Source organism: Thermomonas fusca, assembly GCF_005862345.1.
GTDB lineage: Bacteria > Pseudomonadota > Gammaproteobacteria > Xanthomonadales > Xanthomonadaceae > Thermomonas > Thermomonas fusca.
On the sequence record NZ_SROY01000001.1, the window covers coordinates 591,685 to 612,062 of the forward strand.

The window sequence follows — 20,378 nt, forward strand, 5'->3', positions numbered from 1 at the left end:
GTCAACAGGCTGAGGCCGCGGGCATCGTCGCCGTTCACAGGGTCGCGCTCCTGAAGTCGAAGTCCAGCGCCTGTTCGGGGCGCTGCACCAGGTTGCCCTGGATGAAGTCGATGCCGCCCACCCACAGCGCGGCGGCCGCCTGCGGGTCCTCGACGGCCTGGCCGATCACCTGCAGGCCGAGCCGGTGCGCGCGTTCGATCACTTCGCGCATCTCGTCGTGCAGTTCCGCCGGCAGCGGCTGCTGGGCGAAATCGGCGGACAGCCGCAGGTAGCCCAGCGGCAGTTCTTGCAGCAGCTGGTTGGCGTCTTCGCCGCGGCGGAACTGGCTGAGGCAGAACTGCACCCCCGCCGGCACCAGCTGCTCGCAGAACTGGTGCAGCAGCACCACGTGCACCACCGCATCGTCCAGGCGCAGGTCGATGACCAGCGAGGCCGGATCGACGTTGTGCCGCTCCAGCGCCTGCAGCAGCCAGCCGACGTAGCTGTCCTGCGCCAGCGTGCCGGGCGACTGCGAGACGAACAGCCGCATCGGCCGGCTTTCCGCGCGGCGCTTCTGCAGCAGCACCAGCGCCTGCTCCATCACCCAGCGGTCCAGCTGCGGCATCAGTCCGGCGGAGTGCGCCACCGACAGGAACTCGCCGGCGCGGCGCACGCTGCCGTCGGGACCATGCATGCGCACCAGCACCTGGAACTGGGCGTCGTCGCCGCCGGCCACCGCCACCACCGGCTGGAACGCGAGGTAGAGCGCTTCGCTGCCGGCGGCCAGCGCGGCGCGCAGCTCGTCGGCGATGTCGCTGGACACCGCGGTATCCGGCGGCACGTAGGTGGCCAGCCCGATCGGCGAGCCCTGCGCTTCGCGCGCGGCTTCCTCGCAGGCCGCCAGCACCGCGCCGGCGTCGGTGAAGCCGTGTTCGAACGTGGTATAGCCGATGGTGCAGCGCAGCCGGATGGTTTCGCTGTCGGTCTGGAAGTCGTGATAGCCGACGCCATCGCGCAGGCTGCGCGCGTAGGCGTCGAGCGCGCCGCGGTCGCTGCCGGCCACCACCATCAGGAAGGCGTTGTCGCTCAGGCGCGCGGTGATGTGGTCCTGGGCCAGGCTGCCGAGGTAGCGGCCGGCGTCGTTGATGAGGTTTTCGAACGCCGCGTAGCCGTAGTGCTTGCGCAGCGCCGCGGCGTTGCCCATTTCCACCAGCAGGGCACCGCCGGGGGTGCGCTGGGCCAGCTGCGCGGCCAGCGCCTTCATCAGCGCCGGGCGGGTGTACAGGCCGGTCACCGGGTGGCGGTCGCTGTCCATCTTGGCCATGCGGCTGCCGGCCAGCGCGCGGGCGCGCTTGACCCGGCTCTGCACCGCCGCGATCAGATGGCGCGGGCGCACCGGCTTGAGGATGAAATCGTCGCCGCCGTGTTCCAGCACCTCGACCTGGCGCTCGGGGTCCTGGTCGCCGGTCAGGAACACCACCGGGGTGTGCTCGAAGCGCGGGTGTTCGCGGATCTGCGCGGTCAGCGCGGTGCCGCTGGAACCGGGAATATGCAGATCCATCAGCACCAGGTCGGGGTCGAAGCGCTCCATCGCCTCCATCATCCGTTCCGGCATCGCCACCACTTCCGCCTGCATGCCGGCGCCGCGCAGGATCGCCTCGGCGAAGATCGCCTGGCTGCGGTCGTCCTCGACGATCAACACGCGGAACGGGGCCGCGGCTGCACCGGCCTCGCCGTGCGCGCTGTTCATGCCCGGGTCCCGGCGGCTGCGGCGCGGTCTGGCAGCAGGGCGCGCGAACCCGGAAGTGCCGGCGCGGCGTCCGTGGCGAACAACTTCATGGATCTCCTCATGATCATGAAAGGGTGACGTGGAACACGTCTCAGTGTGACATCTGACGCAAAACGGTACTACGGCCGGCCGGAGCGCGGCGCGAACGCGGCGTCGCGCAGCCGCGCCATGCCGCGCAGCACCTTCCGGCACAGCCACCAGACCAGCAGCGCCAGCGCGATGCTCACCGACACGGCCAGGCCCAGCGCCAGCCACGGATAGCTGAAGGCCAGCGCCAGCGCGCCGATCACCAGCGCGTCTTCTGTCACCGAGGCGATCCAGTTGCTGAAGGGCTCCGGCGAGCCGTTCAACACCGCGCGCGTGCCCGACTTCAGCACGTGGCTGGCCAGCGCAACGCCGGCGCCGGTGGCCAGCATGCCGGTCCCGAGCTCGCCATCCGGCGACAGCGTGGCCGCCGCCAGGAACGCGCCGGCGGGAATCCGCAGCAGGGTCTGCAGCAGATCCCAGGTGGAATCCACGCCGGGAATCTTGTCGGCCAGGAATTCGGCGACGGCCAGAGTGCCGGCGGTGCCCAGCACCCACGGCGACTGCGCGACTTCCAGCCCCGGCGGCAGCTCCAGCCAGCCGAACAGGCCGGCGATGCCGACCCCGAACACGGTCAGGTACGCGCGGATGCCGGCCAGCCAGGCCAGCAACACCCCGATCGCGAATACGTGGGCCGTCTCCATGCGTGCGGATATCCGGTGCAGGCTGCGATGCCGGCAGTCTATAACGTGGCGCCGGCTTGACGCAGGCGTGGCGTGGGTGCGATATCACCGCGATGCCGACGCCCACGCCTTTGCAGCGCAGGTCCCGTGCCGGCCATCCGCGCACGGCGCTGGTGGTGCTGGTGGTGGCGGCGCTGCTGCTGGGCGGGTGGGGGGCGTGGCGCGCGTTCGCGCCCAGCCCGGCCAACGCGGGCGAACAGCTGCGCCAGCAGGCCCGCCGCATCGAGGCGCTGGAACAGCGCAGCGCCACCCTGGCACGCTCCGACCAGATCAGCCGCCAGGCCAATGCCGACCTGCAGGCCACCCTGGCCGAGCGCGACGAGGAAATCGCCGGCCTGCGCGCCGACGTCGCCTTCTACGAGCGTTTCGTCGGCGCCACCGGGCAGCGCCGCGGGCTGTCGGTGCACGAGCTGAAGCTGGCGCCGCAGCGCGACCCGCAGCTATGGCATTTCGTCGCCACCCTGACCCAGAACCTCAACCGCGGCGCGGTCAGCAGCGGCCGCCTGCAGCTGGCGCTGGAAGCCACCGACGGCGGCAGCATGCGGCGGCTGGACTGGAGCGTGCTGCGCCAGCAGGCCGACGCGCCTGGCATCGAGTATTCGTTCCGCTATTTCCAGCAGGTAGAGGGTGACATCGTGCTGCCGCGCGGAATCCGCCCGGTGCGGGTGGTGGTGCGGCTGCTGCCGGCTACGGGGCCGGCGGTGGAGCAGTCGTTCACCTGGAGCGCCGCCAGCGCGCCTGCCGGAGGTTGAATCGGCGGCCCTCGGCCCCCATGCTGGGCGCATGGAATTCGCCGTACTCGACCAGACCGCGCCGGCCACGCCGTCGCCGCTGCGCTTCACCACCGCCGCCGCCGCCAAGGTGCGCGAGCTGGTGGCCGAAGAGGGCAATGCTTCGCTCAGCCTGCGCGCCTTCATCCAGGGCGGCGGTTGTTCCGGCTTCCAGTACGGCTTCGAGTTCGACGAGGGCCGCAACGAGGACGACATCGCCATCGTCACCGACGGCGCCACCCTGCTGGTCGATCCGCTCAGCCTGCAGTACCTCGCCGGCGCCGAAGTCGACTACAGCGAATCCCTCGCCGGCGCCCAGTTCGTGATCCGCAACCCCAACGCCAAGACCACCTGCGGCTGCGGCAGCAGCTTCACCGTGTGAGCGCCGCGGGGATGCGGCCCGCATCGCCGTTCGCATTCGTCGATGGCGCGCTGGATCGCGCCGACCATCTGCGTGACGACCCAGCTGCACTTGCCGCGGCCTGGTCGCGGGCGGGCGTGATTGCGCTGGACGAGGCCGGCCATGCGCTGGCCGATGCGGACACGCGGCTGCTGGCGCTGGACGGCGCGGCGCTGGCCGATGGGCCCGGCGATGCGGTGTTCCTTGGCCAACGCGACGGGCGGGCATGGTTTTCGGTGGCCGCCGCCGCGCGCGGCATCGACGCCCCGGCGCGCGTCGACCTGCGCCGTGCCGCCGCGCAGTGGCCGGCTTGGCAGGCCACCCTGTTCGCGCAGGCGCGCGCGGTGCAGCACTGGCACCAGCGCCATCGCTACTGCGCGGCCTGCGGCGGCGCGCTGCGCTTCGTGCGCGCCGGCTGGCTCGGGCGATGCGACGGCTGTGGCAGCGAGCACTACCCGCGTACCGACCAGGCGGTGATCGCCGCCATCACCGACGGCGAGCGCCTGCTGCTGGGCCGCCAGGCCGGCTGGCCGGCGCGGCGCTGGTCGGTGGTGGCCGGCTTCGTCGAGCCCGGCGAGACGCTGGAGCAGACGGTGGCGCGCGAGGTGATGGAGGAAACCGGCGTGCGGGTGCGGGTGGACAGCGCGCGCTATCTGGCTTCGCAGCCGTGGCCGTTCCCCGGCTCGCTGATGCTGGGCTTCATCGCCGATGCCGAACCCGATCCGCCGCGCGCCGACGAGGAGCTGGAGGACGCGCGCTGGTTCAGCGCCGAGGAGGTGCGCGCCGGGCTGGAATGCGACTGGCGCGATGCCGACGGCGAAGGCGAAGGCATCGTGCTGTCCTCGCCGGTGTCCATCGCCCGCCACGTGATCCGCTGCTGGCTGGACCAACACGACGCGGCGCGCGCCGGGCGCTGACGCGACGCGCGCTCGGGCAGTCGCCGCACGCTCTACACTGCCGACATGACCGCCACCCTGCTTGCCGTCATCGTCGCGCTTGCCGTCGGCCACCTGGCGCCCGCGTTCGCGGCCGGGTTGCGCCGGTTCGGCTGGTTCCGCAGCTGGCTGCAGTGGCTGAACGCGCAGTTCCCGGCCGGAAGCTTCTGGCGCGGGCCTTACGGCATCGCGCTGGCGCTGCTGGTGCCGCTGCTGCCGATGGCGCTGCTGCAGTTCGGATTGCGCAGCCCGCTGTGGGGCCTGCCGGGGCTGCTGCTGGGCATCGCGGTGCTGTTCTGGTGCTGGGGCCCGCGTGATCTCGACGTGGATGTGCAGGCGATCCTGGATGCCCCGAACCCCGCCGGCCGCCGCGCCGCCGCCGCGCCGCTGTGGCCGGCCGGCGTATCGCCGCGGCTGGACGGCGGTTCGCTGGTCGAGGCGGTGTTCACCAACGCGCTGCGGCGCTGGTTCGCGGTGCTGTTCTGGTTCTGCCTGCTCGGCCCGTTCGGCGCGCTGGTTTACCGGCTGAGCGCGCAGGCCGCCACCCAGGATGCCGACGCGATGCCGCCCGACACGCTGGACGGTGCGCGCGTCTGGCTGGCGCTGCTGGAATGGCCGGCGGTGCAGCTGATGACGCTGGCGCTTGCGCTGGTGGCCAACTTCGACAGCGTGGCCGCTGCCTGGCGCGAGCCGGGCGCGTTCGGCCTGCAGGGCAGGCTGCTGGCCGGCGCGGCGCGCGCCAGCGTGCGCTGCGAGATCGCCGAGGAAGTGGCCGATTTCACCGACGCCGGCATTCCCGCCTCCACCGCGCTGGCAGAAGCCTTCGGCGAACTGCCGGAACTGCGCGATGCGATGAGCCTGGTCTGGCGCGTGCTGGTGCTGTGGCTGGCGGTGCTGGCGCTGGTGGTGGTGGCGGGCTGGGCGGGCTGACCTTGGCAACCGTACTGGTGGTGGGTGGTCGTGGTTTTCTCGGCGGTTTCATCGTGGCTGCGTTGCGGCGGCAGGGCTGGCGCGTGCGCACCCTGGCACGGCCGCAGGGCCGCACGCTGGGCGATGACGAAGTCGCGGGCGATCTGACCAGGATGCTGTCGGAGGCAGATTGGGTGCAGGCGCTGGATGGTGTGACGGCGGTGGTCAACGCCGCCGGCATCCTGCGTGAAGAAGGGCGGCAAACGTTTGAAGACGTGCACTATCGCGCGCCGCTTGCATTGGCCAATGGCTGCGCCAAGCGCGGCATCCGCTTCGTGCAGGTCTCGGCACTGGGGCATCCCGATGACGGCGGTTTCATCGCGTCCAAGCACCGCTTCGATGCGGCGCTGCTGGCGCTGCCGCTTGTGGCGGTGGTGCTGCGGCCGTCGGTGGTGTATTCGCATCGCGGCTCGTATGGCGGCACTTCGCTGCTGCGCGCGTTGGCCGCCTTTCCGGGGCGCTCGCTGTTGCCTGGTGACGGCCGTTGGAAGTTCCAGCCGCTCAGTACCGAGGACTTGGCTGAAGTGGTCGCGGCGGCCTGCACGCGCGGCGCGCCCGGCGTGCATGACCTCGGCTGCGAACATCCCATCGCCCTGCATCACTATCAGGCGTTGTGGCGGCAGTGGCTGCAGATTGCCGGGCGCGGCGCGTGGCAGGTGCCGTTGCCGCTGGTGAAGTGCCAGGTGTGGCTGGGGCAGGCGCTGGGGCGCGGTCCGGTCAATCGCGCGATCTGGAACATGTTGCTGCGTGGAAATCTCGCCGCACCGGGTTCGCATCAGCGGGTGATGGAGGCATTCGGCGTGCGCGTGCGCGCGCTGGACGAGGTGCTGTCTGCGGAGCCCAGCCAGATGCAGGACCGTTGGGCGGCGCAGCTGTATTTTCTCGCGCCGTGGTTGAAATGGAGCGTGATCGCCCTGTGGCTGTGGTCGGGCGTGGTGGGGCTGCTCACGCCCGCCAGCCGGATCGAAACCCTGACCCACGGCAGCGTGCTGGCAGAGATGGCGCCAGTGATGTTGGCTCGCGCGGCGGCGCTGCTGGACCTGGCGCTGGGGTTGGCATTGGCCCTGGTCGTGCGCCCGCGTCCGGTGGTGTTGGCGATGCTGGCATCGGTGGCGGCCTATCTGTTCGCGTTTGGTGTCGGCCTGCCGGCGCTGTTCATGGATTCGCTGGGCGGGCTGGTGAAAAACGTGGCCCTGCTGCCTGCGCTGGCGGTGCTGTGGGTGCTGGTGGATCGGCGATGACGCTGGACTACCCCACCCTGAAATGGATTCACATCCTGTCGTCCACACTGCTGATGGGCACTGGGTTGGGCATCGCGTTTTTCATGTGGATGGCGCATCTGAGCCGTGATCCGCGCACCGTTGCCGCCACCGCGCGGGTGGTGGTGATTGCCGATGGCCTGTTCACCGCGCCGGCGGTGGTCGTTCAGTTCGCCACGGGACTCTGGCTGACGCAACTGCTGCATCTGCCGCTCACCACGTTCTGGGTGAAAACCGCGCTGGTCCTGTTTTTTGCCACCGGCGCCTGCTGGCTGCCGGTGGTCTGGCTGCAGATCCGCGCCCGCAACCTTGCGCGGCAGGCCGCCGCCGCGCAAACGCCGCTGCCTCAGGCGTACGCGCGGGTGATGCGCTGGTGGTTCTGGCTGGGCTGGCCGGCGTTCATCAGCGTGATCGCGATCTTCTGGATGATGGTGCACAAGCCTCTTTAGCCGCGCTTACGCCGCGTCGCCGCGCAGCGCGCGCACCTGCGCTTCCAGCAGCTCCGCGGTGGCGCTGCCGCCGTCCACCGGGGCACCCGCCATCACTTCGACATGGGCGCGCAGCCGCCGCGGGATGCGCATGCGGTGCATGCCGCCGTCGCGCCGGCTCCACATGCTGCCCCACATGTTCTTCAGCGCCATCGGCACCACCGGCACGCTCTGCCCGCGCGCGCCGGCGCGTTCGAGAATCTTCTCCACGCCGGACTTGAACGGCGCGATGTTGCCGTCTTTCGTCAATGCGCCTTCCGGGAAGATGCAGACCAGTTCGCCCTCGGCCAGCGCCGCGTCCACCGCGTCGAACGCGCGCTGCATGATCTCCGGGTTTTCGCGCGCGCCGGCAATCGGGATCGCCTTGGCGGTGCGGAATATCCAGCGCATCACCGGGATGTTGAAGATCCGGTAATACATCACGAAGCGCGCCGGCCGCGGGATGCAGGCCGACAGGATCAGCGCGTCCATGTAGCTGACGTGGTTGCACACCAGCAGCGCCGCGCCCTCGTCCGGCACCTGCTTTTCGATGCCGTGCAGCTTCAGCCGGTACAGCGTGCGCACCATCGCCCAGCTGAGGAAGCGCATGAAGAACTCGGGGACGATGCTGAAGATCCAGATCGCCACCAGCGTGTTGGCGATCGCCAGCGCCAGGAACACCTGCGGGATGTTCCAGCCGAGGTAACGCTGCAGCGCAAGGCCGATCAACGCAGCGGCGACGATGAACAGCGCGTTCTGGATGTTCATCCCGGAGATCACCCGCGCCAGTTCGTTGCGCGGCGTGCGGCTCTGGATCAGCGCGAACAGCGGCACCACGAAGAAGCCGGTGAACAGGCCGATGCCGGTCAGGTCCAGCATGATCCGCCAGCTGCCGGGCGCCTCGATGAACTGCATCAGCGACAGCCCGTGCGCCAGCGCCTGGCCGGGCCGGGCGAAATACAGGTCGAGCAGGAAGGCGCTGACGCCGAACGCGCCCAGCGGCACCAGGCCGATTTCCACCGTTCGCCCGGAAAGTTTTTCACACGACATCGAGCCCACGCCCACGCCCACCGAGAACAGCGCCAGCGCGAAGATGTAGAGGTTCTGGGTGCCGCCGAGGTTCGCCTGCGCATACACCGGCAGCTGCGCGGTCAGCACCGTGCCCACGAACCAGAACCAGCTCACCCCCAGTACCGCGTTGCGCACCGCCAGCTGCCGGCGGGTCAGCTGCCAGATGCGCCAGGATTCGCGCAGCAGGTTCCAGTCCACCTTCAGCGTCGGGTCGCCCGCGTCCACCTTCGGAATGCGCCGCGCCACCAGGTTGCCGGCGATCGCCATCAGGATCACCGACACCGCCGCCACCTGCGGCCCGTGCGCGCCGGCCAGCTGGAAGATCAGGCCGCCGAAGATCATCCCGATCAGGATCGACAGCGAAGTGCCCATCTCCACCAGCCCGTTGCCGCCGGTGAGTTCCTCGGGTTTCAGCACCGACGGCAGGATCGAATACTTCACCGGCCCGAACAGGGTGGACTGCATGCCGGTGCCGAACAGCGCCAGCAGCAGGATCGGCATGCTCTGCAGCAGGAAGCCCACCGCCGCCAGCGACATCACCACGATCTCGATCGTCGTGGTGATGACGATCAGCTTCTGCTTCTCCAGCCGCTCCGCGATCTGCCCGGCGCTGGCCGAGAACAGGAAGTAGGGCAGGATGAAGATGGCCGGCGCGAGGTTGGCGTACAGCCCCATCTGCGCGCTGCCCACCGCCATGTACGCCAGCAGGCCGATGATCGCCTGCCGGTACACGTTGTCGTTGAACGCGCCCAGCGACTGGACGACGAAATACGGCAGGAAGCGGCGCTGCCGCAGCAGGTCGAATTGCGAGTGGGCCATCGGCATCCCCCGGACGATTGCCGGAGGATAACGGAAGCCCGTGTCAGTACCCGCCGAAGCTGCCCGCTGCGCCTGGGAACACCACCGGGCTTTCGCTGCCATCCTTCGCCACCGCCGCCACGCCGAAGAAACAGTTGTCGATGACGATGTTCCGCAGCGTGGTGGCTTCCACGTCGCCCACCCAGCGGCTGCGCGTCCACTGCGGCTCGGTGGTCAGGCGCCAGTAGACGCGATAGCCGGCCAGGTTGGTGGCCTGCGCGGGCGCGGGGCGCTTCCACTTCAGGGTGGTGTCGGCGCTGACTGCGCCTTCGATGCGTACCTCCGCGGGCGGCGGCGGTGCGGCGGCCATGCCGGCCAGCGCCACCACGTTCAACGCGGTGAGCTTGGCGGCATAGGCGAAGTCCACGCCGTCGATGGTGTCGCCGTACACGCGGCGCTGCCCTTGCGGGTCCGTCTCGGTGCGCAGGTCCTGGTGCTGGCGGTCGTAGTGTTCGTGGGTTTCCATCACCCGCACCGCCGGATAGCCCAGGTCGTTGAACGGCCGGTGGTGGCCGCCGCGGCCGAAGCGGTCCAGCCGGTTGACCATCATCACTTCCAGGTTGGGCACGTGCGCCGCCATCCGCGCGATGTAGCGGGCCAGGTTGCGGCTGGGCGAATCCAGCTCGCCGCCGGTGAAGCGGCGCGCGCGCGCTTCCTCCGCGGTTTCTGTGACCCGCGTGCCTTCGGAGAACACCCGCGCGGTGACGTTGTCGTGCACGCCGTCGATGCCGCGGGTGTTGCCGATCATGTCGTTGTTGAGCACCGCCTCCACCCGCCAGCCCCGGCGCTTGGCCTCCTCGGCCAGGAACTTGCCGCCGAACAGGCCCTGTTCCTCCCCGGCCAGCGCCGCGTACACGATGGAGCCCGCGAAGCGTTGCCTGCTCAGCACCCGCGCCGCTTCCAGCGTCCCCGCCACGCCGCTGGCGTTGTCGTTGGCGCCGGGCGAATCGGAGGTGGCGTCCATCACGTCGCTGACCCGCGAATCGATGTCGCCGCTCATGATCACGTAGCGGTTCGGATCCACGCTGCCGCGCTGGATCGCGATCACGCTGACCACTTCCACCGGGCCGGGAATGCGCGGCTCGCCCTGCACCGTGCCGCTGACGTAGCGCACTTCCAGGCAGCCGCCGCAGGCCTTGGAGATGCGGGTGAATTCATCGAATACCCAGCGCCGCGCCGCGCCGATCCCGCGCGTGGCCGACACCGTGTCCGACAGCGTGTGGCGGGTGCCGAAGCCCACCAGCGTGCGCACGTCGCGCTCGATGTTGGCGGCCGACGGCGCGCGGCCCAGCGCATCCAGCAGCGGCATGTCGGCCGGCGGCAGCGCGTCCTGCGCGAACGCGCTGGCGGTGGTCAGGCAGAACAGCAGCGGGACGAGCTTGCGCATGGCGAGCCTGAGGAATGGCGATGCCGGCAGCGTAGCCTTTCGCCTGCCGGGGTGGATCGGTCATTTGTCACTCTTTCAACAACCCGCTGGGTCCTCCCCTGCGGGCGGGGCTGGCTTATGCTGCCCGGCGGAGGGAACCAATGCCGCTGAGTCTCAATGAAATCCGCGAGCGCGCGCGCGCGTTTGCCAAGGAATGGGCCGGGGAATCCAGCGAACGCGCCGAGGCGCAGAGCTTCTGGAACGACTTCTTCAGCGTGTTCGGCGTCAACCGCCGGCGCGTGGCAGTGTTCGAACAGAAGGCGGCGCGCTTCACCGGCAGCACCCACGGCCGCATCGACGTGTTCTGGCCCGGCGTGATGCTGGCCGAACACAAGAGCCAAGGCCGCGACCTCGATGCCGCGTTCGAGCAGGCCACCGATTATTTCGCCGGCATCAAGGACGCGGAGCTGCCGCGCTTCGTGCTGGTGTCCGACTTCCAGCGCTTCCGCCTGCACGACCTGGAAACCGGCGAGCGCAGTGACTTCGCGCTGGCCGAGCTGCACAAACAGATTGGCCGCTTCGGCTTCATCAGCGGCTACCAGACCCGCAGCTACAAGGAAGAAGACCCCGTCAACGTGCAAGCCGCCGAGCGCATGGGCCGGCTGCACGATGCGTTGAAGGCCGCCGGTTACGATGGCCACGCGCTGGAGCTGCTGCTGGTGCGGCTGCTGTTCTGCCTGTTCGCCGACGACACCGGCATCTTCCCGCGGCAGAGCTTCCACGACCTGATCGCCCAGCGCACCAGCGAAGACGGTGCCGACCTGGGCATGTGGATCGGGCGCGCGTTCCAGGTGCTCAACACCGCGCCGGAAAAGCGCCAGACCACGCTGGACGAGCAGCTGGCGGAACTGCCTTACGTCAACGGCAAACTGTTCGAGGAAATCCTGCCGCTGGCGGATTTCAACGCGCAGATGCGTGCCCTGCTGCTGGACGCCAGCACGCTGGACTGGAGCCGCATCAGCCCGGCCATCTTCGGCTCGATGTTCCAGTCGGTGATGGATGCCAAGGCGCGCCGCAACCTGGGCGCGCACTACACCAGCGAGAAGAACATCCTCAAGCTGATCGGCCCGCTGTTCCTGGACGGGCTGAAGGCCGAGCTGGACAAGGCCGGCCACGACGAGAGGAAGCTGGCGCAGTTGCACCGCAAGCTGGCCACGCTGACCTTCCTGGACCCGGCCTGCGGCTGCGGCAACTTCCTGGTGATCGCCTACCGCGAGCTGCGCGCGCTGGAGCTGGAAATCCTGCGCCGCCAGTTCGCCACCCAGCAGTCGGTGCTGGCGCATGTGCAGGACCACGTGTTGGTGGACGTGGATCAGTTCCACGGCATCGAGATCGAGGAGTTCCCGGCGCAGATCGCGCAGGTGGCTATGTGGTTGATGGACCACCAGATGAACCTGCGCGTGTCCGAGCAGTTCGGCGAGAACGTGGTGCGCCTGCCGCTGAAGAAGTCAGCCACGATTGTCCACGGCAATGCGTTGCGGATGGACTGGAACGAGGTGGTGCCGGCGGAGCGGTTGAGTTTTATTCTGGGAAATCCGCCGTTCATCGGCCATCACCTGCAAACCGAGGAGCAGAAAGCCGACATGCTTGCTGCCATAGGTGACGCAAAGGCAGCGGGCGTCTTGGACTTCGTTACCGCTTGGTATGTGAAAGCGGCGGACATGATGCGGAACAATCCTGCCATCCTGACGGCGTTTGTTTCGACTAACTCCATCACGCAAGGGGAGCAAGTCGGGATTCTTTGGCGCGCGATGGCGCGCTATCCAGATTTGCGCATCAACTTCGCCCACCGCACCTTCAAGTGGAGCAACGAGGCGCGCGGCAAGGCGGCGGTGTACTGCGTGATTGTCGGGTTCTCGAATCGACAGGATGCCAATCCGACCATCTACGACTACGAAAAAATAGATGGCGAGCCGCACGCGATCAGCGCGGCGAACATCAATCCCTACCTAGTTGACGCCCCTTGGGTGGCGCTGGAAAACCGCGCCACCAATCTCTGCGGGATGCCGGAGATGATGTACGGGAGCAAGCCCACGGACGGCGGCAACTTCCTGTTCACGGACGAGGAAAAAATCGCATTCCTGCAGGATGAGCCGGGCGCGGAGCAGTTCATCCAGCCCTTCATCAGTGCGCACGAATTCCTGCATGGCGAGAAGCGCTGGGTGCTGTGGCTGGTGGATGCGGACCCCGCCGCGCTCAAGGGGCTTCCGAAAGTCATGGCACGCGTGGATGCGGTGGACCGCTTCCGCAAAGCCAGCAAGGCGGCAAGCACACGGGGCTATCCGTACCCGACGCTGTTCCGGCAGGTGACGCAGCCGAAATCGGAGTACATCCTCGTGCCCGGCCATACGTCGGAGAACCGAAAATACATTCCGTTCGGGTTTTTCACAAAAGATGACATCGTAGGAAACAGCTCCTTCGCGATACCGGCCGCTACGCTGTTTCATTTCGGCGTTCTCAATTCCACGATGCACATGGCATGGGTGCGTGCGGTTTGCGGACGCCTCGAAAGCCGTTACCGTTACTCCAAGGACATCGTCTACAACAATTTCCCGTGGCCGGAGCTGCTGGAACCCGCTGTAGGGGGGGCTTCAGTCCCGACCCAGACCACGGTCGCGGCTGAAGCCGCTCCTACAGAAACGGCGGCAAAGGGCGATGCCCGCCGCGGCGCCATCGAAGCCGCCGCCCAAGCCGTGCTCGACGCCCGCGCGCAGTTCCCCGGCTCGACCCTGGCCGACCTCTACGACCCGCTGACCATGCCACCCGCACTGGTGAAAGCCCACGCTGCGCTGGACAAGGCGGTAGACGCCGCCTACCTGGCCGCCGAAAAAGCCGCCGGCCGCAAACCGCCGAAGCTGGGCACCGACGCCGAGCGCGTGGCCTTCCTGTTCGAGCGCTACCAGGCCCTCACCAGCCTGCTGCCGGTGGGCAAGCCGAAGCGCGCGCGCAAGTCGCAGGTGCCGGCATGACGGTGTTGCGCGCATGCGCGCTGGCGGTTGCGCTGCTGCTGACAGCGTGCGCGGATCGCCACGCGCCGGCCGCTGCGGAGGCTGCGCCACGGCCGCAGCAGGCCGGCCAGCCGCTGGACCCGCTGACCACCGCCGCGCGCATGGTGGCCATCCGCGGTGCCGCGGTGATGGGCGACCAGGACGCGGTGCGCCAGCAGATGGACGCGATGAGCCATGACCTGCAACGCGCGATGCGGTTGCCCGATCCGGCCCGGCGCATTGCCGCCGAACCGGCGCGGCAGCTGGCGGCGGCGGTGGACGGCGTCAGCTCGGCGGCGTGGGTGGACCCTGCCAACCTGCTGGCGATGGTGGACGGCGCGCAGTACCGCGACCACGCCACCATCGACCGCATCTGCGTGGCGCTGGAGCCGTTGGGCGATACCCTGTGGGTCAACGTCCATCTGCAGGATCGGCAGGCCGGTGACGGCGAAGGCTTGGACATCCTCAGCCGCAACTGCCAGCTGCCGCCGGGCGAGAGCGCGTTCGGGCAGCACCAGCGGCGCATGAACGTGGTGGAGCCGGCGGTGCGCATGGCCCATCAGACCACCACGGCGAAGATGCGCGATGCGCAGGCGCGCAAGGCGGAGGATGATCGCGCCAATGCCGCGGCGCTGCGCAATATTCCCGAGATGTAGGCTGTCGCCGTGAGGGCGTAGCGGCGGACGCACCGCGGCTTCGACCCGACACGGTGGCCGCGTGCCGGCTGCGCGGCGAACCGATGCATAGAGAAATTACGCTGAATTTGTAAACTTCGTAACATCGCTATAGATTGCATCCATGAACCCCATCACCAATCCCTACGCGCCCGGTGCCGGCACGCCGCCGCCGGAGCTGGCGGGACGCGACGAGCTGCTGCGCGCGGTGGATATCGCCGCCCAGCGCATCCGTGCCGGCCGGCCGGCCAAGAGCGTGCTGATGATCGGCCTGCGCGGGGTGGGCAAGACGGTGCTGCTGGACCGGATGCGCGATGCCGCCGAGGCGGCCGGCATCCACACCCTGCGGATGGAGGCGCCGGAAGGGCGCTCGCTGCCGGCGATCCTGGCGCCGCAGCTGCGGCAGGCGCTGCTGCGGCTGTCGCGCTCGGAACAGGCGCAGGCGCTGGGGCGGCGCGCGCTGCGGGCACTGGCGGGGTTCGCCAGGTCGCTGAAGGTGAAGTACGCCGACATCGAGGTGGGCATCGATTTCGATCCCGAGCCGGGCCTGGCCGACAACGGCGACCTGGAGCACGACCTGCAGGCGCTGCTGGAAGCGGCCGGGCGGGCCGCGCAGGCCGGCGGCACCGCGCTGCTGCTGTTCATCGACGAACTGCAGTACGTGGAGGAGGAACAGCTGGCGTCGCTGATCACCGCGCTGCATCGCTGCGCGCAGCAGCAGGTGCCCGTGATGCTGGTGGGCGCGGGGCTGCCGCAGCTGCCGGGGCAGATGGGGCGGGCCAAGTCCTACGCCGAGCGGCTGTTCGATTTCCCCTTCATCGGGCCGCTGGACGCGCAGGCCGCGCATCGCGCGCTGGAAGTGCCGGCGGCGGAACAGGGCGTGGTGTTTTCCGATGGCGCCATCGCGCAGATCGTCGACGCCACCGAGGGCTATCCCTACTTCCTGCAGGAATGGGGCAAGCACGCCTGGGACGTGGCGGACGCTTCGCCGATCACCCTGGCCGACGTGCAGGCGGCGTCCGTCACCGCCACCGCGGCGCTGGACGAAAGCTTCTTCCGGGTCCGTTTCGACCGGCTCACCCCCAACGAAAAGCGCTATCTGCGCGCGATGGCCGAGCTGGGGCCGGGCCCGCACCGCTCCGGCGACATCGCCGCGCTGCTGGCGCGCAAGGTCACCTCGCTGGCGCCCACCCGCAACCAGCTCATCGCCAAGGGCATGATCTGGAGCCCCAGCCACGGCGACACCGCGTTCACCGTGCCGATGTTCGACCGCTTCATGCGCCGGATCATGCCGGCCGACGACTGGCGCGACGCCTGATCAGCAACGCGCGCGGCCACCGCCGCGGCGCGGATGCCAACCTTCTCGGAGAGATGCCATGAAAACCCGCACCCACGTGGCCCACGACGACGGCCAGCACCGGCTGGCGGTGCTGATCGACGCCGACAACGCGCAGGCCTCGGTGATCGAGGGCCTGCTGGCGGAGGTGGCCAAGTTCGGGCTGGCCAGCGTCAAGCGCATCTACGGCGACTTCACCACCCAGCAGCAGGGGCAGTGGAAGAAGGTGCTGCTGAAGCATTCGATCAGCCCGGTGCAGCAGTTCGCCTACACCAGCGGCAAGAACGCCACCGACAGCGCGCTGATCATCGACGCGATGGACCTGATGTACACCGGCCGCTTCGACGGCATGTGCCTGGTCTCCAGCGACAGCGACTTCACCCGCCTGGCCCAGCGCCTGCGCGAGGAGGGGCTGACCGTGTACGGGTTTGGCGAGCACAAGACGCCGGACCCGTTCGTGCAGGCCTGCGACAAGTTCATCTACACCGAGGTGCTGCGCGCCGAGGCGCCGGAGCCGGCAACGCCCGCCGCGGCGCCGGCCAAGCCCGCGCGCAAGCAGCCGGCGAAGAAGCAGGCGGTGGCCAAGGCACCCGCGCCGGTGCCGGAAATGCCGGCGCCGGTCGCGCCGCCGGCATCGGTGCCGGCGAAGGCCGCGCCGCTGCCGCTGCCGCTGAGCCTGCTGCGGCAGGCCATCGAGGAAGCTTCCGACGAGGAAGGCTGGGCGCACCTGGGCGCGATGGGCGCCTACCTCAACAAGATCAAGCCGAACTTCGACCCGCGCCTGTACGGGCAGAAGAAACTCAGCGACCTGCTGCGCAAGCAACCGCGCCACTTCAGCGTGGTGGAGCGGGAAACCCCGGCCGGGGTGAAGGCGCTTTTCGTGAAGGCGCTGGCGGGCTGAACTGACCGGCGTACAAAAAACACCGGGACAGCGCGCCAGCCGAATGCGCGCCGTCCCGGTGCCGGGGAGGAAAAAACGCGCGCCGCCGCAGGCAGGGAAAGGGACAGCAGCAGCGCGCAGGAAGCTTAGAAGCGCACCTGCAGGCGCAGGTTCACCGGGTACGAGGTGCGCTTGCCGGTGTCGTTGATCGAGGCCAGGCCCAAGCCGGACAGCGCGCTGTCGTCGTCGGAAATATCGCCGTGGTAGCGGGCGCCCACTTCCAGGCCCAGCGAGGCTTTTTCGGACATCGACCACAGCAGGCCGAGGTCGGCGCCGCCGCTGAGCTGCCAGCCGCCATCGAAGAACGGCACGTCGTCGAGGGCGATGCCGGCATCGGGAATGGTGAAGGTGGCGTTGATGCCATCCACCTTGGTGCTGCCGATGCGCCCGGCCACGTACGGACGGACCTTGCCGGTGCCGAAGAAGTGGCGGTAGCCGCCTTCCAGCGACATCGCCTTGTAACCCTCGAAGCGGCCGTATACCGGCAGGGTGGTAGCGAGCGCGGGCACGAATGCGCCACCAACCTCGGTGCTGCCGGCGCTGGTGCGGGTGGATAGCAGTTGCCCGAACACTTCGCCGCTGGCCATCGGCCACGCCATCTCCACGCCGAAGTTGGTGGCCTTGCCGTAGATCCTGTCGTAGGAGCGCGCGCCGATGCGCAGCTCGGCGGACACGCCGGCCAGCGCCGGGTTCAGCGGGCCGAGGTCGGCGATCGGGGCGATGGCGCCCTTGTGCACGTCGCCGCTGACGGAGACGTCGCCGCCGCCGATCAGGGTGAAGCTGGGGCCGCTCTGGGCCAGGGCAGTGGCGGGCAGGCCGAGGGCGACAGCGAGGAGGGCAACAGGCAGGCGGTTCATTCGGGGGACTCCTGTGGGTGAAAGGCCAGCGGTGGCCAGTGCGACCCGATACGCGGCGTTGGCCGGTCTGGATGCAGCCGCGCGCGCGCGCCGACGGGTGGCTGCTGCAAGGCAGCGTTCCGCGGATGTGCTTGATGGGCTGCGCACGTGGCGCGGATAGTGGGCGATTGCCTGCCGGAGATCTCCATGTCGCGACTGTTTGCGCCTATCTCGTTCGGTCCGCTCACCCTGGCCAACCGCATCGTGGTGGCGCCGATGTGCCAGTACGCCAGCATCGACGGCCAGGCCAACGACTGGCACGTGCAGCACTGGGGCACGCTGGCGCAGTCGGGCGCGGGCCTGCTGCTGACCGAAGCCACCGCGGTGCTGCCCGAGGGCCGCATCAGCTGGGCCGACCTGGGCCTGTACGACGACGCCTGCGAGGCCGCGTTCGCGCACGCGCTGGCGGGCGTGCGGCGCTGGTCGCCAATGCCGGTGGGCGTGCAGCTGGCGCATGCGGGGCGCAAGGCCTCCACCCATCGCCCGTGGGAACAAGGCGGTGCCGCTATCGCGCCGGCGGTGGCGCACGGATGGCAGACCGTTGCGCCCTCCGCGCTGGCCTATGCGGACACGGATCCGTTGCCCGAGGCGCTGGACGCCGCCGGCATCGCCCGCGTGGTGCAGGCGTTCGCGCAGGCGGCGCGCCGGGCGGCGCGGCTGGGGCTGGATGCGATCGAAATCCATGCCGCGCACGGTTACCTGCTGCATCAGTTCCTGTCGCCGCTCAGCAACCATCGCGACGATGCCTACGGCGGCCCGCTCGAACACCGCATGCGGCTGGTGCTGGAGGTGTTCGACGCGATCCGCGCCGAGGTGCCGGCGACGATGGCGGTGGGCGTGCGCATTTCCGCCACCGACTGGGTGGACGGTGGCTGGGACCTGGCCCAGAGCATTGCGCTGGCGCGGGCGCTGGATGCGCGCGGTTGCCACTACCTGCATGTGTCCAGCGGCGGCCTGGATCCGTCCCAGCGCATCGCAGCCGGGCCGGGCTACCAGCTGCCGTTCGCGGAGGCGCTCCGTTGCGAGGTCGCCATGCCGGTGATCGGCGTGGGCCTGGTCACCAGCGCGGAGCAGGCCGAGGCTGCGCTGGTGCAGGGCCGCGCCGACGCCATCGCCATCGGGCGGGCGCTACTCTACGACCCGCGCTGGCCGTGGCACGCGGCCGCCGCGCTGGGCGCGACCGTTGCCACTTCGCCGCGCTTCCTGCGCGCCTTGCCCCACGGCCTGCCGCCGCTGCTGGTGCCTGCCACCGGCACGGCCGACTGATTTCCCGGACCCGGAGGTCCCGCCATGCCCACGCCCCCGCTGATGCCCGCCGCGTTCCTTGGCCACGGCAGCCCCATGAACGCGCTGGAGCGCAACCGCTTCAGCGAGGCGTGGCGCGCGTTCGGCGCCGCGGTGCCGCGCCCGCGCGCGATCCTGGCGATCTCCGCGCACTGGCACGTGGATGCGCTGGCGGTGACCGCGATGCCGCATCCGCGCACCATCCATGACTTCTACGGCTTCCCGCAGGCGCTGTTCGACGTGCAGTACCCGGCGCCCGGTTTGCCGGCGCTGGCGGAGGAAATCGCCGACGTGGTGTCGCCGGACTACGTGGTCGGCGCCGACCGCGAAGCCTGGGGCATCGACCACGGCACCTGGTCGGTACTGGTGCATGCCTTCCCCGACGCGGACGTGCCGGTGGTGCAGCTATCCCTCGACGCGCGCAAGCCGCTGGACTGGCACTTGGCGTTGGGCGCCAAGCTGGCGGCGCTGCGCCGGCACGGCGTGCTGATCGTGGGCAGCGGCAACGTGGTGCACAACCTGCGCGCGATCGACTGGAAACAGCCGGACGCAGGGTTCGACTGGGCGCAGCGCTTCGACAGCGATGCCAGGCAGCTGATGGCCGAGCGCCCGCACGACATCGCCACCCTGGCCTCGCATCCCGACTACCGGCTGGCGGTGCCCACCGACGAACACTTCCTGCCGCTGCTGTACCTGGCCGGGCTGTCGGCCGCCGCCGGCCGCCCCGCCGACGTGCTGGTGGACGGCTACAGCTACGGCTCGCTGTCGATGACCGCGTTCACCCTGGATGCGGACTGCCCGCAGGGCACCGGCGACGCCGGTGGCGCGGCGCCGCTGGACACCAGCGTCGCGCCCGAAAACGCCAACGTCTAGCGATAGCGCCGCTTCGGCTCGTGCACCGCGTCGCGCGGGCGCAGCTGCACGCGCGGGCGCAGCCAGTCGGCGAATTCGGCTTCGTCGAGGCTGCCTTCGGCGAGGGCGAGGTAGACCGGGTACAACTCGACGTTGGTGGCTTCGAGGATGGCGTCGTTGAGGGCCAGGAACAATTCGCAGGCCACTGCGGCGGTACGCTTGTTGCCATCCACGAAGGGGTGGTTGCGAGCGAGTCCGAACGCGAGGCTTGCGGCGAGTGCGGCGAGATCCGGGGGCGGGTCGCCGTAGGAAAACAGCTGCTGCGGACGCGCCAGCGCCGACTCCAGCAAGGCCTCATCGCGCACGCCCGCACTGCCGCCATGCTCCGCCAACTGGCGGTCATGCAGCGCGAGCGCGGTGACGCGCCGGATCCAGCGGATCATGGTGCGCGACGTCACTGCGCGAGCTTGCGCAGCAGCTCACGGCGATTGCGCATGATCTTTTCCGCGGCTTCCATCTCTTCCGCCAGCTCCGGGTCGTAGGTAGTCAGGCGGATGCCGTCCGGCGTTTCCAGCGCGTACAGCTCGTCGCCCTTGTCCAGGCGCAGGCGCGCCAGCAGCTCCTTGGGCAGGATGACGCCGGCGGAATTGCCGATGGAGGTGATCTTGAGCTTCATGGCGGCGCGGCCTGATGTTGTTATAACGAATGTTATATCGTGG

19 protein-coding genes are annotated in these 20,378 nt (G+C 69.4%); 12 read left to right on the top strand and 7 right to left on the bottom strand.

The annotated features are described in order from the left end of the window. Window positions 1–34: 34 nt before the first annotated feature. Entirely contained in the window at window positions 35–1,729 is a 1,695-nt protein-coding gene (locus E5S66_RS02750) for an EAL domain-containing protein (protein WP_138347271.1), read from the bottom strand. 158 nt (window positions 1,730–1,887) lie between these two features. Next, window positions 1,888–2,496: a DUF4126 domain-containing protein gene (locus E5S66_RS02755; protein ID WP_138347273.1), complete on the bottom strand. Its 609-nt coding sequence runs from the start codon at window positions 2,494–2,496 to the stop codon at window positions 1,888–1,890. A gap of 92 nt (window positions 2,497–2,588) precedes the next feature. Here E5S66_RS02755 and E5S66_RS02760 point away from each other — a divergent pair, with 92 nt between their 5' ends. Genes E5S66_RS02760 through E5S66_RS02785 form a run of 6 tightly spaced genes read left to right on the top strand, consistent with a single transcriptional unit; the run spans window position 2,589 to window position 7,317 of the window. Then, window positions 2,589–3,287 (top strand): DUF6776 family protein, encoded by a 699-nt coding sequence (locus E5S66_RS02760; protein WP_138347275.1) that lies wholly within the window; start codon window positions 2,589–2,591, stop codon window positions 3,285–3,287. A 31-nt stretch (window positions 3,288–3,318) separates the two neighbouring features. Continuing rightward, the gene (gene erpA, locus E5S66_RS02765) at window positions 3,319–3,687 is read left to right on the top strand and encodes an iron-sulfur cluster insertion protein ErpA (protein WP_028839158.1); all 369 of its coding nucleotides are present in this window, start codon (window positions 3,319–3,321) and stop codon (window positions 3,685–3,687) included. A gap of 11 nt (window positions 3,688–3,698) precedes the next feature. After that, the gene (gene nudC / locus E5S66_RS02770) at window positions 3,699–4,622 is read left to right on the top strand and encodes an NAD(+) diphosphatase (RefSeq protein ID WP_138347277.1); all 924 of its coding nucleotides are present in this window, start codon (window positions 3,699–3,701) and stop codon (window positions 4,620–4,622) included. 45 nt (window positions 4,623–4,667) lie between these two features. Beyond that, the gene (locus E5S66_RS02775; RefSeq protein WP_138347278.1) at window positions 4,668–5,570 is read left to right on the top strand and encodes a hypothetical protein; all 903 of its coding nucleotides are present in this window, start codon (window positions 4,668–4,670) and stop codon (window positions 5,568–5,570) included. 2 nt (window positions 5,571–5,572) lie between these two features. Then, window positions 5,573–6,850: a DoxX-like family protein gene (locus tag E5S66_RS02780; protein ID WP_171033453.1), complete on the top strand. Its 1,278-nt coding sequence runs from the start codon at window positions 5,573–5,575 to the stop codon at window positions 6,848–6,850. Continuing rightward, the gene (locus tag E5S66_RS02785) at window positions 6,847–7,317 is read left to right on the top strand and encodes a DUF2269 family protein (protein WP_138347282.1); all 471 of its coding nucleotides are present in this window, start codon (window positions 6,847–6,849) and stop codon (window positions 7,315–7,317) included. Before E5S66_RS02780 ends, E5S66_RS02785 begins: the two co-directional genes overlap by 4 nt. 6 nt (window positions 7,318–7,323) lie before the next feature. Here the strand turns inward: E5S66_RS02785 and E5S66_RS02790 are convergent, their stop codons facing one another. Beyond that, complete coding sequence (locus E5S66_RS02790; protein ID WP_138347284.1) at window positions 7,324–9,225, bottom strand: MFS transporter; 1,902 nt, start codon at window positions 9,223–9,225, stop codon at window positions 7,324–7,326. A gap of 43 nt (window positions 9,226–9,268) precedes the next feature. After that, a complete protein-coding gene (locus E5S66_RS02795) occupies window positions 9,269–10,651 on the bottom strand; it encodes a M28 family peptidase (protein WP_138347286.1) in 1,383 nt (460 codons plus the stop codon). 140 nt (window positions 10,652–10,791) lie between these two features. Here E5S66_RS02795 and E5S66_RS02800 point away from each other — a divergent pair, with 140 nt between their 5' ends. The 4 genes from E5S66_RS02800 to E5S66_RS02815 all read left to right on the top strand — a co-directional run bounded on the left by E5S66_RS02800 (window position 10,792) and on the right by E5S66_RS02815 (window position 16,588). Further along, window positions 10,792–13,659: a class I SAM-dependent DNA methyltransferase gene (locus E5S66_RS02800; RefSeq protein ID WP_138347288.1), complete on the top strand. Its 2,868-nt coding sequence runs from the start codon at window positions 10,792–10,794 to the stop codon at window positions 13,657–13,659. Beyond that, window positions 13,656–14,333, top strand: a complete 678-nt coding sequence (locus E5S66_RS02805) for a hypothetical protein (protein WP_138347290.1) — start codon at window positions 13,656–13,658, stop codon at window positions 14,331–14,333. The genes E5S66_RS02800 and E5S66_RS02805 overlap by 4 nt, the downstream gene beginning before the upstream one ends. Window positions 14,334–14,475: 142 nt before the next feature. Further along, window positions 14,476–15,669, top strand: coding sequence for an ATP-binding protein (locus E5S66_RS02810; protein WP_138347292.1), 1,194 nt, complete (start codon window positions 14,476–14,478; stop codon window positions 15,667–15,669). A gap of 58 nt (window positions 15,670–15,727) precedes the next feature. Next, on the top strand, window positions 15,728–16,588 hold the full coding sequence (locus E5S66_RS02815) for an NYN domain-containing protein (protein WP_138347294.1): 861 nt from the start codon (window positions 15,728–15,730) through the stop codon (window positions 16,586–16,588). A gap of 125 nt (window positions 16,589–16,713) precedes the next feature. On the opposite strand, the gene E5S66_RS02820 is transcribed toward E5S66_RS02815, so the two are convergent. Then, window positions 16,714–17,484: a hypothetical protein gene (locus E5S66_RS02820; RefSeq protein ID WP_138347296.1), complete on the bottom strand. Its 771-nt coding sequence runs from the start codon at window positions 17,482–17,484 to the stop codon at window positions 16,714–16,716. A gap of 186 nt (window positions 17,485–17,670) precedes the next feature. On the opposite strand from E5S66_RS02820, the gene E5S66_RS02825 reads away from it, so the two are divergent. After that, window positions 17,671–18,789, top strand: coding sequence for an NADH:flavin oxidoreductase/NADH oxidase (locus E5S66_RS02825; RefSeq protein WP_138347298.1), 1,119 nt, complete (start codon window positions 17,671–17,673; stop codon window positions 18,787–18,789). Between the two features lie 24 nt (window positions 18,790–18,813). Next, window positions 18,814–19,680, top strand: coding sequence for a 4,5-DOPA-extradiol-dioxygenase (ygiD, locus tag E5S66_RS02830; protein ID WP_246037111.1), 867 nt, complete (start codon window positions 18,814–18,816; stop codon window positions 19,678–19,680). On the opposite strand, the gene E5S66_RS02835 is transcribed toward ygiD, so the two are convergent. Both E5S66_RS02835 and E5S66_RS02840 read right to left on the bottom strand, forming a co-directional pair. Then, window positions 19,677–20,102 carry a type II toxin-antitoxin system death-on-curing family toxin gene (locus tag E5S66_RS02835; protein ID WP_138347300.1) on the bottom strand — a complete coding sequence of 142 codons (426 nt, stop codon included), beginning with the start codon at window positions 20,100–20,102 and terminating at the stop codon, window positions 19,677–19,679. The genes ygiD and E5S66_RS02835 overlap by 4 nt on opposite strands. Before the next feature lie 11 nt (window positions 20,103–20,113). Then, window positions 20,114–20,335 (bottom strand): AbrB/MazE/SpoVT family DNA-binding domain-containing protein, encoded by a 222-nt coding sequence (locus E5S66_RS02840; protein ID WP_138347302.1) that lies wholly within the window; start codon window positions 20,333–20,335, stop codon window positions 20,114–20,116. Between the last annotated feature and the right edge of the window lie 43 nt (window positions 20,336–20,378).

What these genes read in the sequence shown, in the direction of transcription:
- E5S66_RS02750 (WP_138347271.1), bottom strand. Translation starts at nt 1,729, where the DNA reads ATGAACAGCGCGCACGGCGAGGCCGGTGCAGCCGCGGCCCCGTTCCGC.
- E5S66_RS02755 (WP_138347273.1), bottom strand. Translation starts at nt 2,496, where the DNA reads ATGGAGACGGCCCACGTATTCGCGATCGGGGTGTTGCTGGCCTGGCTG.
- E5S66_RS02760 (WP_138347275.1), top strand. Translation starts at nt 2,589, where the DNA reads ATGCCGACGCCCACGCCTTTGCAGCGCAGGTCCCGTGCCGGCCATCCG.
- erpA (WP_028839158.1), top strand. Translation starts at nt 3,319, where the DNA reads ATGGAATTCGCCGTACTCGACCAGACCGCGCCGGCCACGCCGTCGCCG.
- nudC (WP_138347277.1), top strand. Translation starts at nt 3,699, where the DNA reads ATGCGGCCCGCATCGCCGTTCGCATTCGTCGATGGCGCGCTGGATCGC.
- E5S66_RS02775 (WP_138347278.1), top strand. Translation starts at nt 4,668, where the DNA reads ATGACCGCCACCCTGCTTGCCGTCATCGTCGCGCTTGCCGTCGGCCAC.
- E5S66_RS02785 (WP_138347282.1), top strand. Translation starts at nt 6,847, where the DNA reads ATGACGCTGGACTACCCCACCCTGAAATGGATTCACATCCTGTCGTCC.
- E5S66_RS02790 (WP_138347284.1), bottom strand. Translation starts at nt 9,225, where the DNA reads ATGGCCCACTCGCAATTCGACCTGCTGCGGCAGCGCCGCTTCCTGCCG.
- E5S66_RS02795 (WP_138347286.1), bottom strand. Translation starts at nt 10,651, where the DNA reads ATGCGCAAGCTCGTCCCGCTGCTGTTCTGCCTGACCACCGCCAGCGCG.
- E5S66_RS02800 (WP_138347288.1), top strand. Translation starts at nt 10,792, where the DNA reads ATGCCGCTGAGTCTCAATGAAATCCGCGAGCGCGCGCGCGCGTTTGCC.
- E5S66_RS02805 (WP_138347290.1), top strand. Translation starts at nt 13,656, where the DNA reads ATGACGGTGTTGCGCGCATGCGCGCTGGCGGTTGCGCTGCTGCTGACA.
- E5S66_RS02810 (WP_138347292.1), top strand. Translation starts at nt 14,476, where the DNA reads ATGAACCCCATCACCAATCCCTACGCGCCCGGTGCCGGCACGCCGCCG.
- E5S66_RS02815 (WP_138347294.1), top strand. Translation starts at nt 15,728, where the DNA reads ATGAAAACCCGCACCCACGTGGCCCACGACGACGGCCAGCACCGGCTG.
- E5S66_RS02820 (WP_138347296.1), bottom strand. Translation starts at nt 17,484, where the DNA reads ATGAACCGCCTGCCTGTTGCCCTCCTCGCTGTCGCCCTCGGCCTGCCC.
- E5S66_RS02825 (WP_138347298.1), top strand. Translation starts at nt 17,671, where the DNA reads ATGTCGCGACTGTTTGCGCCTATCTCGTTCGGTCCGCTCACCCTGGCC.
- ygiD (WP_246037111.1), top strand. Translation starts at nt 18,814, where the DNA reads ATGCCCACGCCCCCGCTGATGCCCGCCGCGTTCCTTGGCCACGGCAGC.
- E5S66_RS02835 (WP_138347300.1), bottom strand. Translation starts at nt 20,102, where the DNA reads ATGATCCGCTGGATCCGGCGCGTCACCGCGCTCGCGCTGCATGACCGC.
- E5S66_RS02840 (WP_138347302.1), bottom strand. Translation starts at nt 20,335, where the DNA reads ATGAAGCTCAAGATCACCTCCATCGGCAATTCCGCCGGCGTCATCCTG.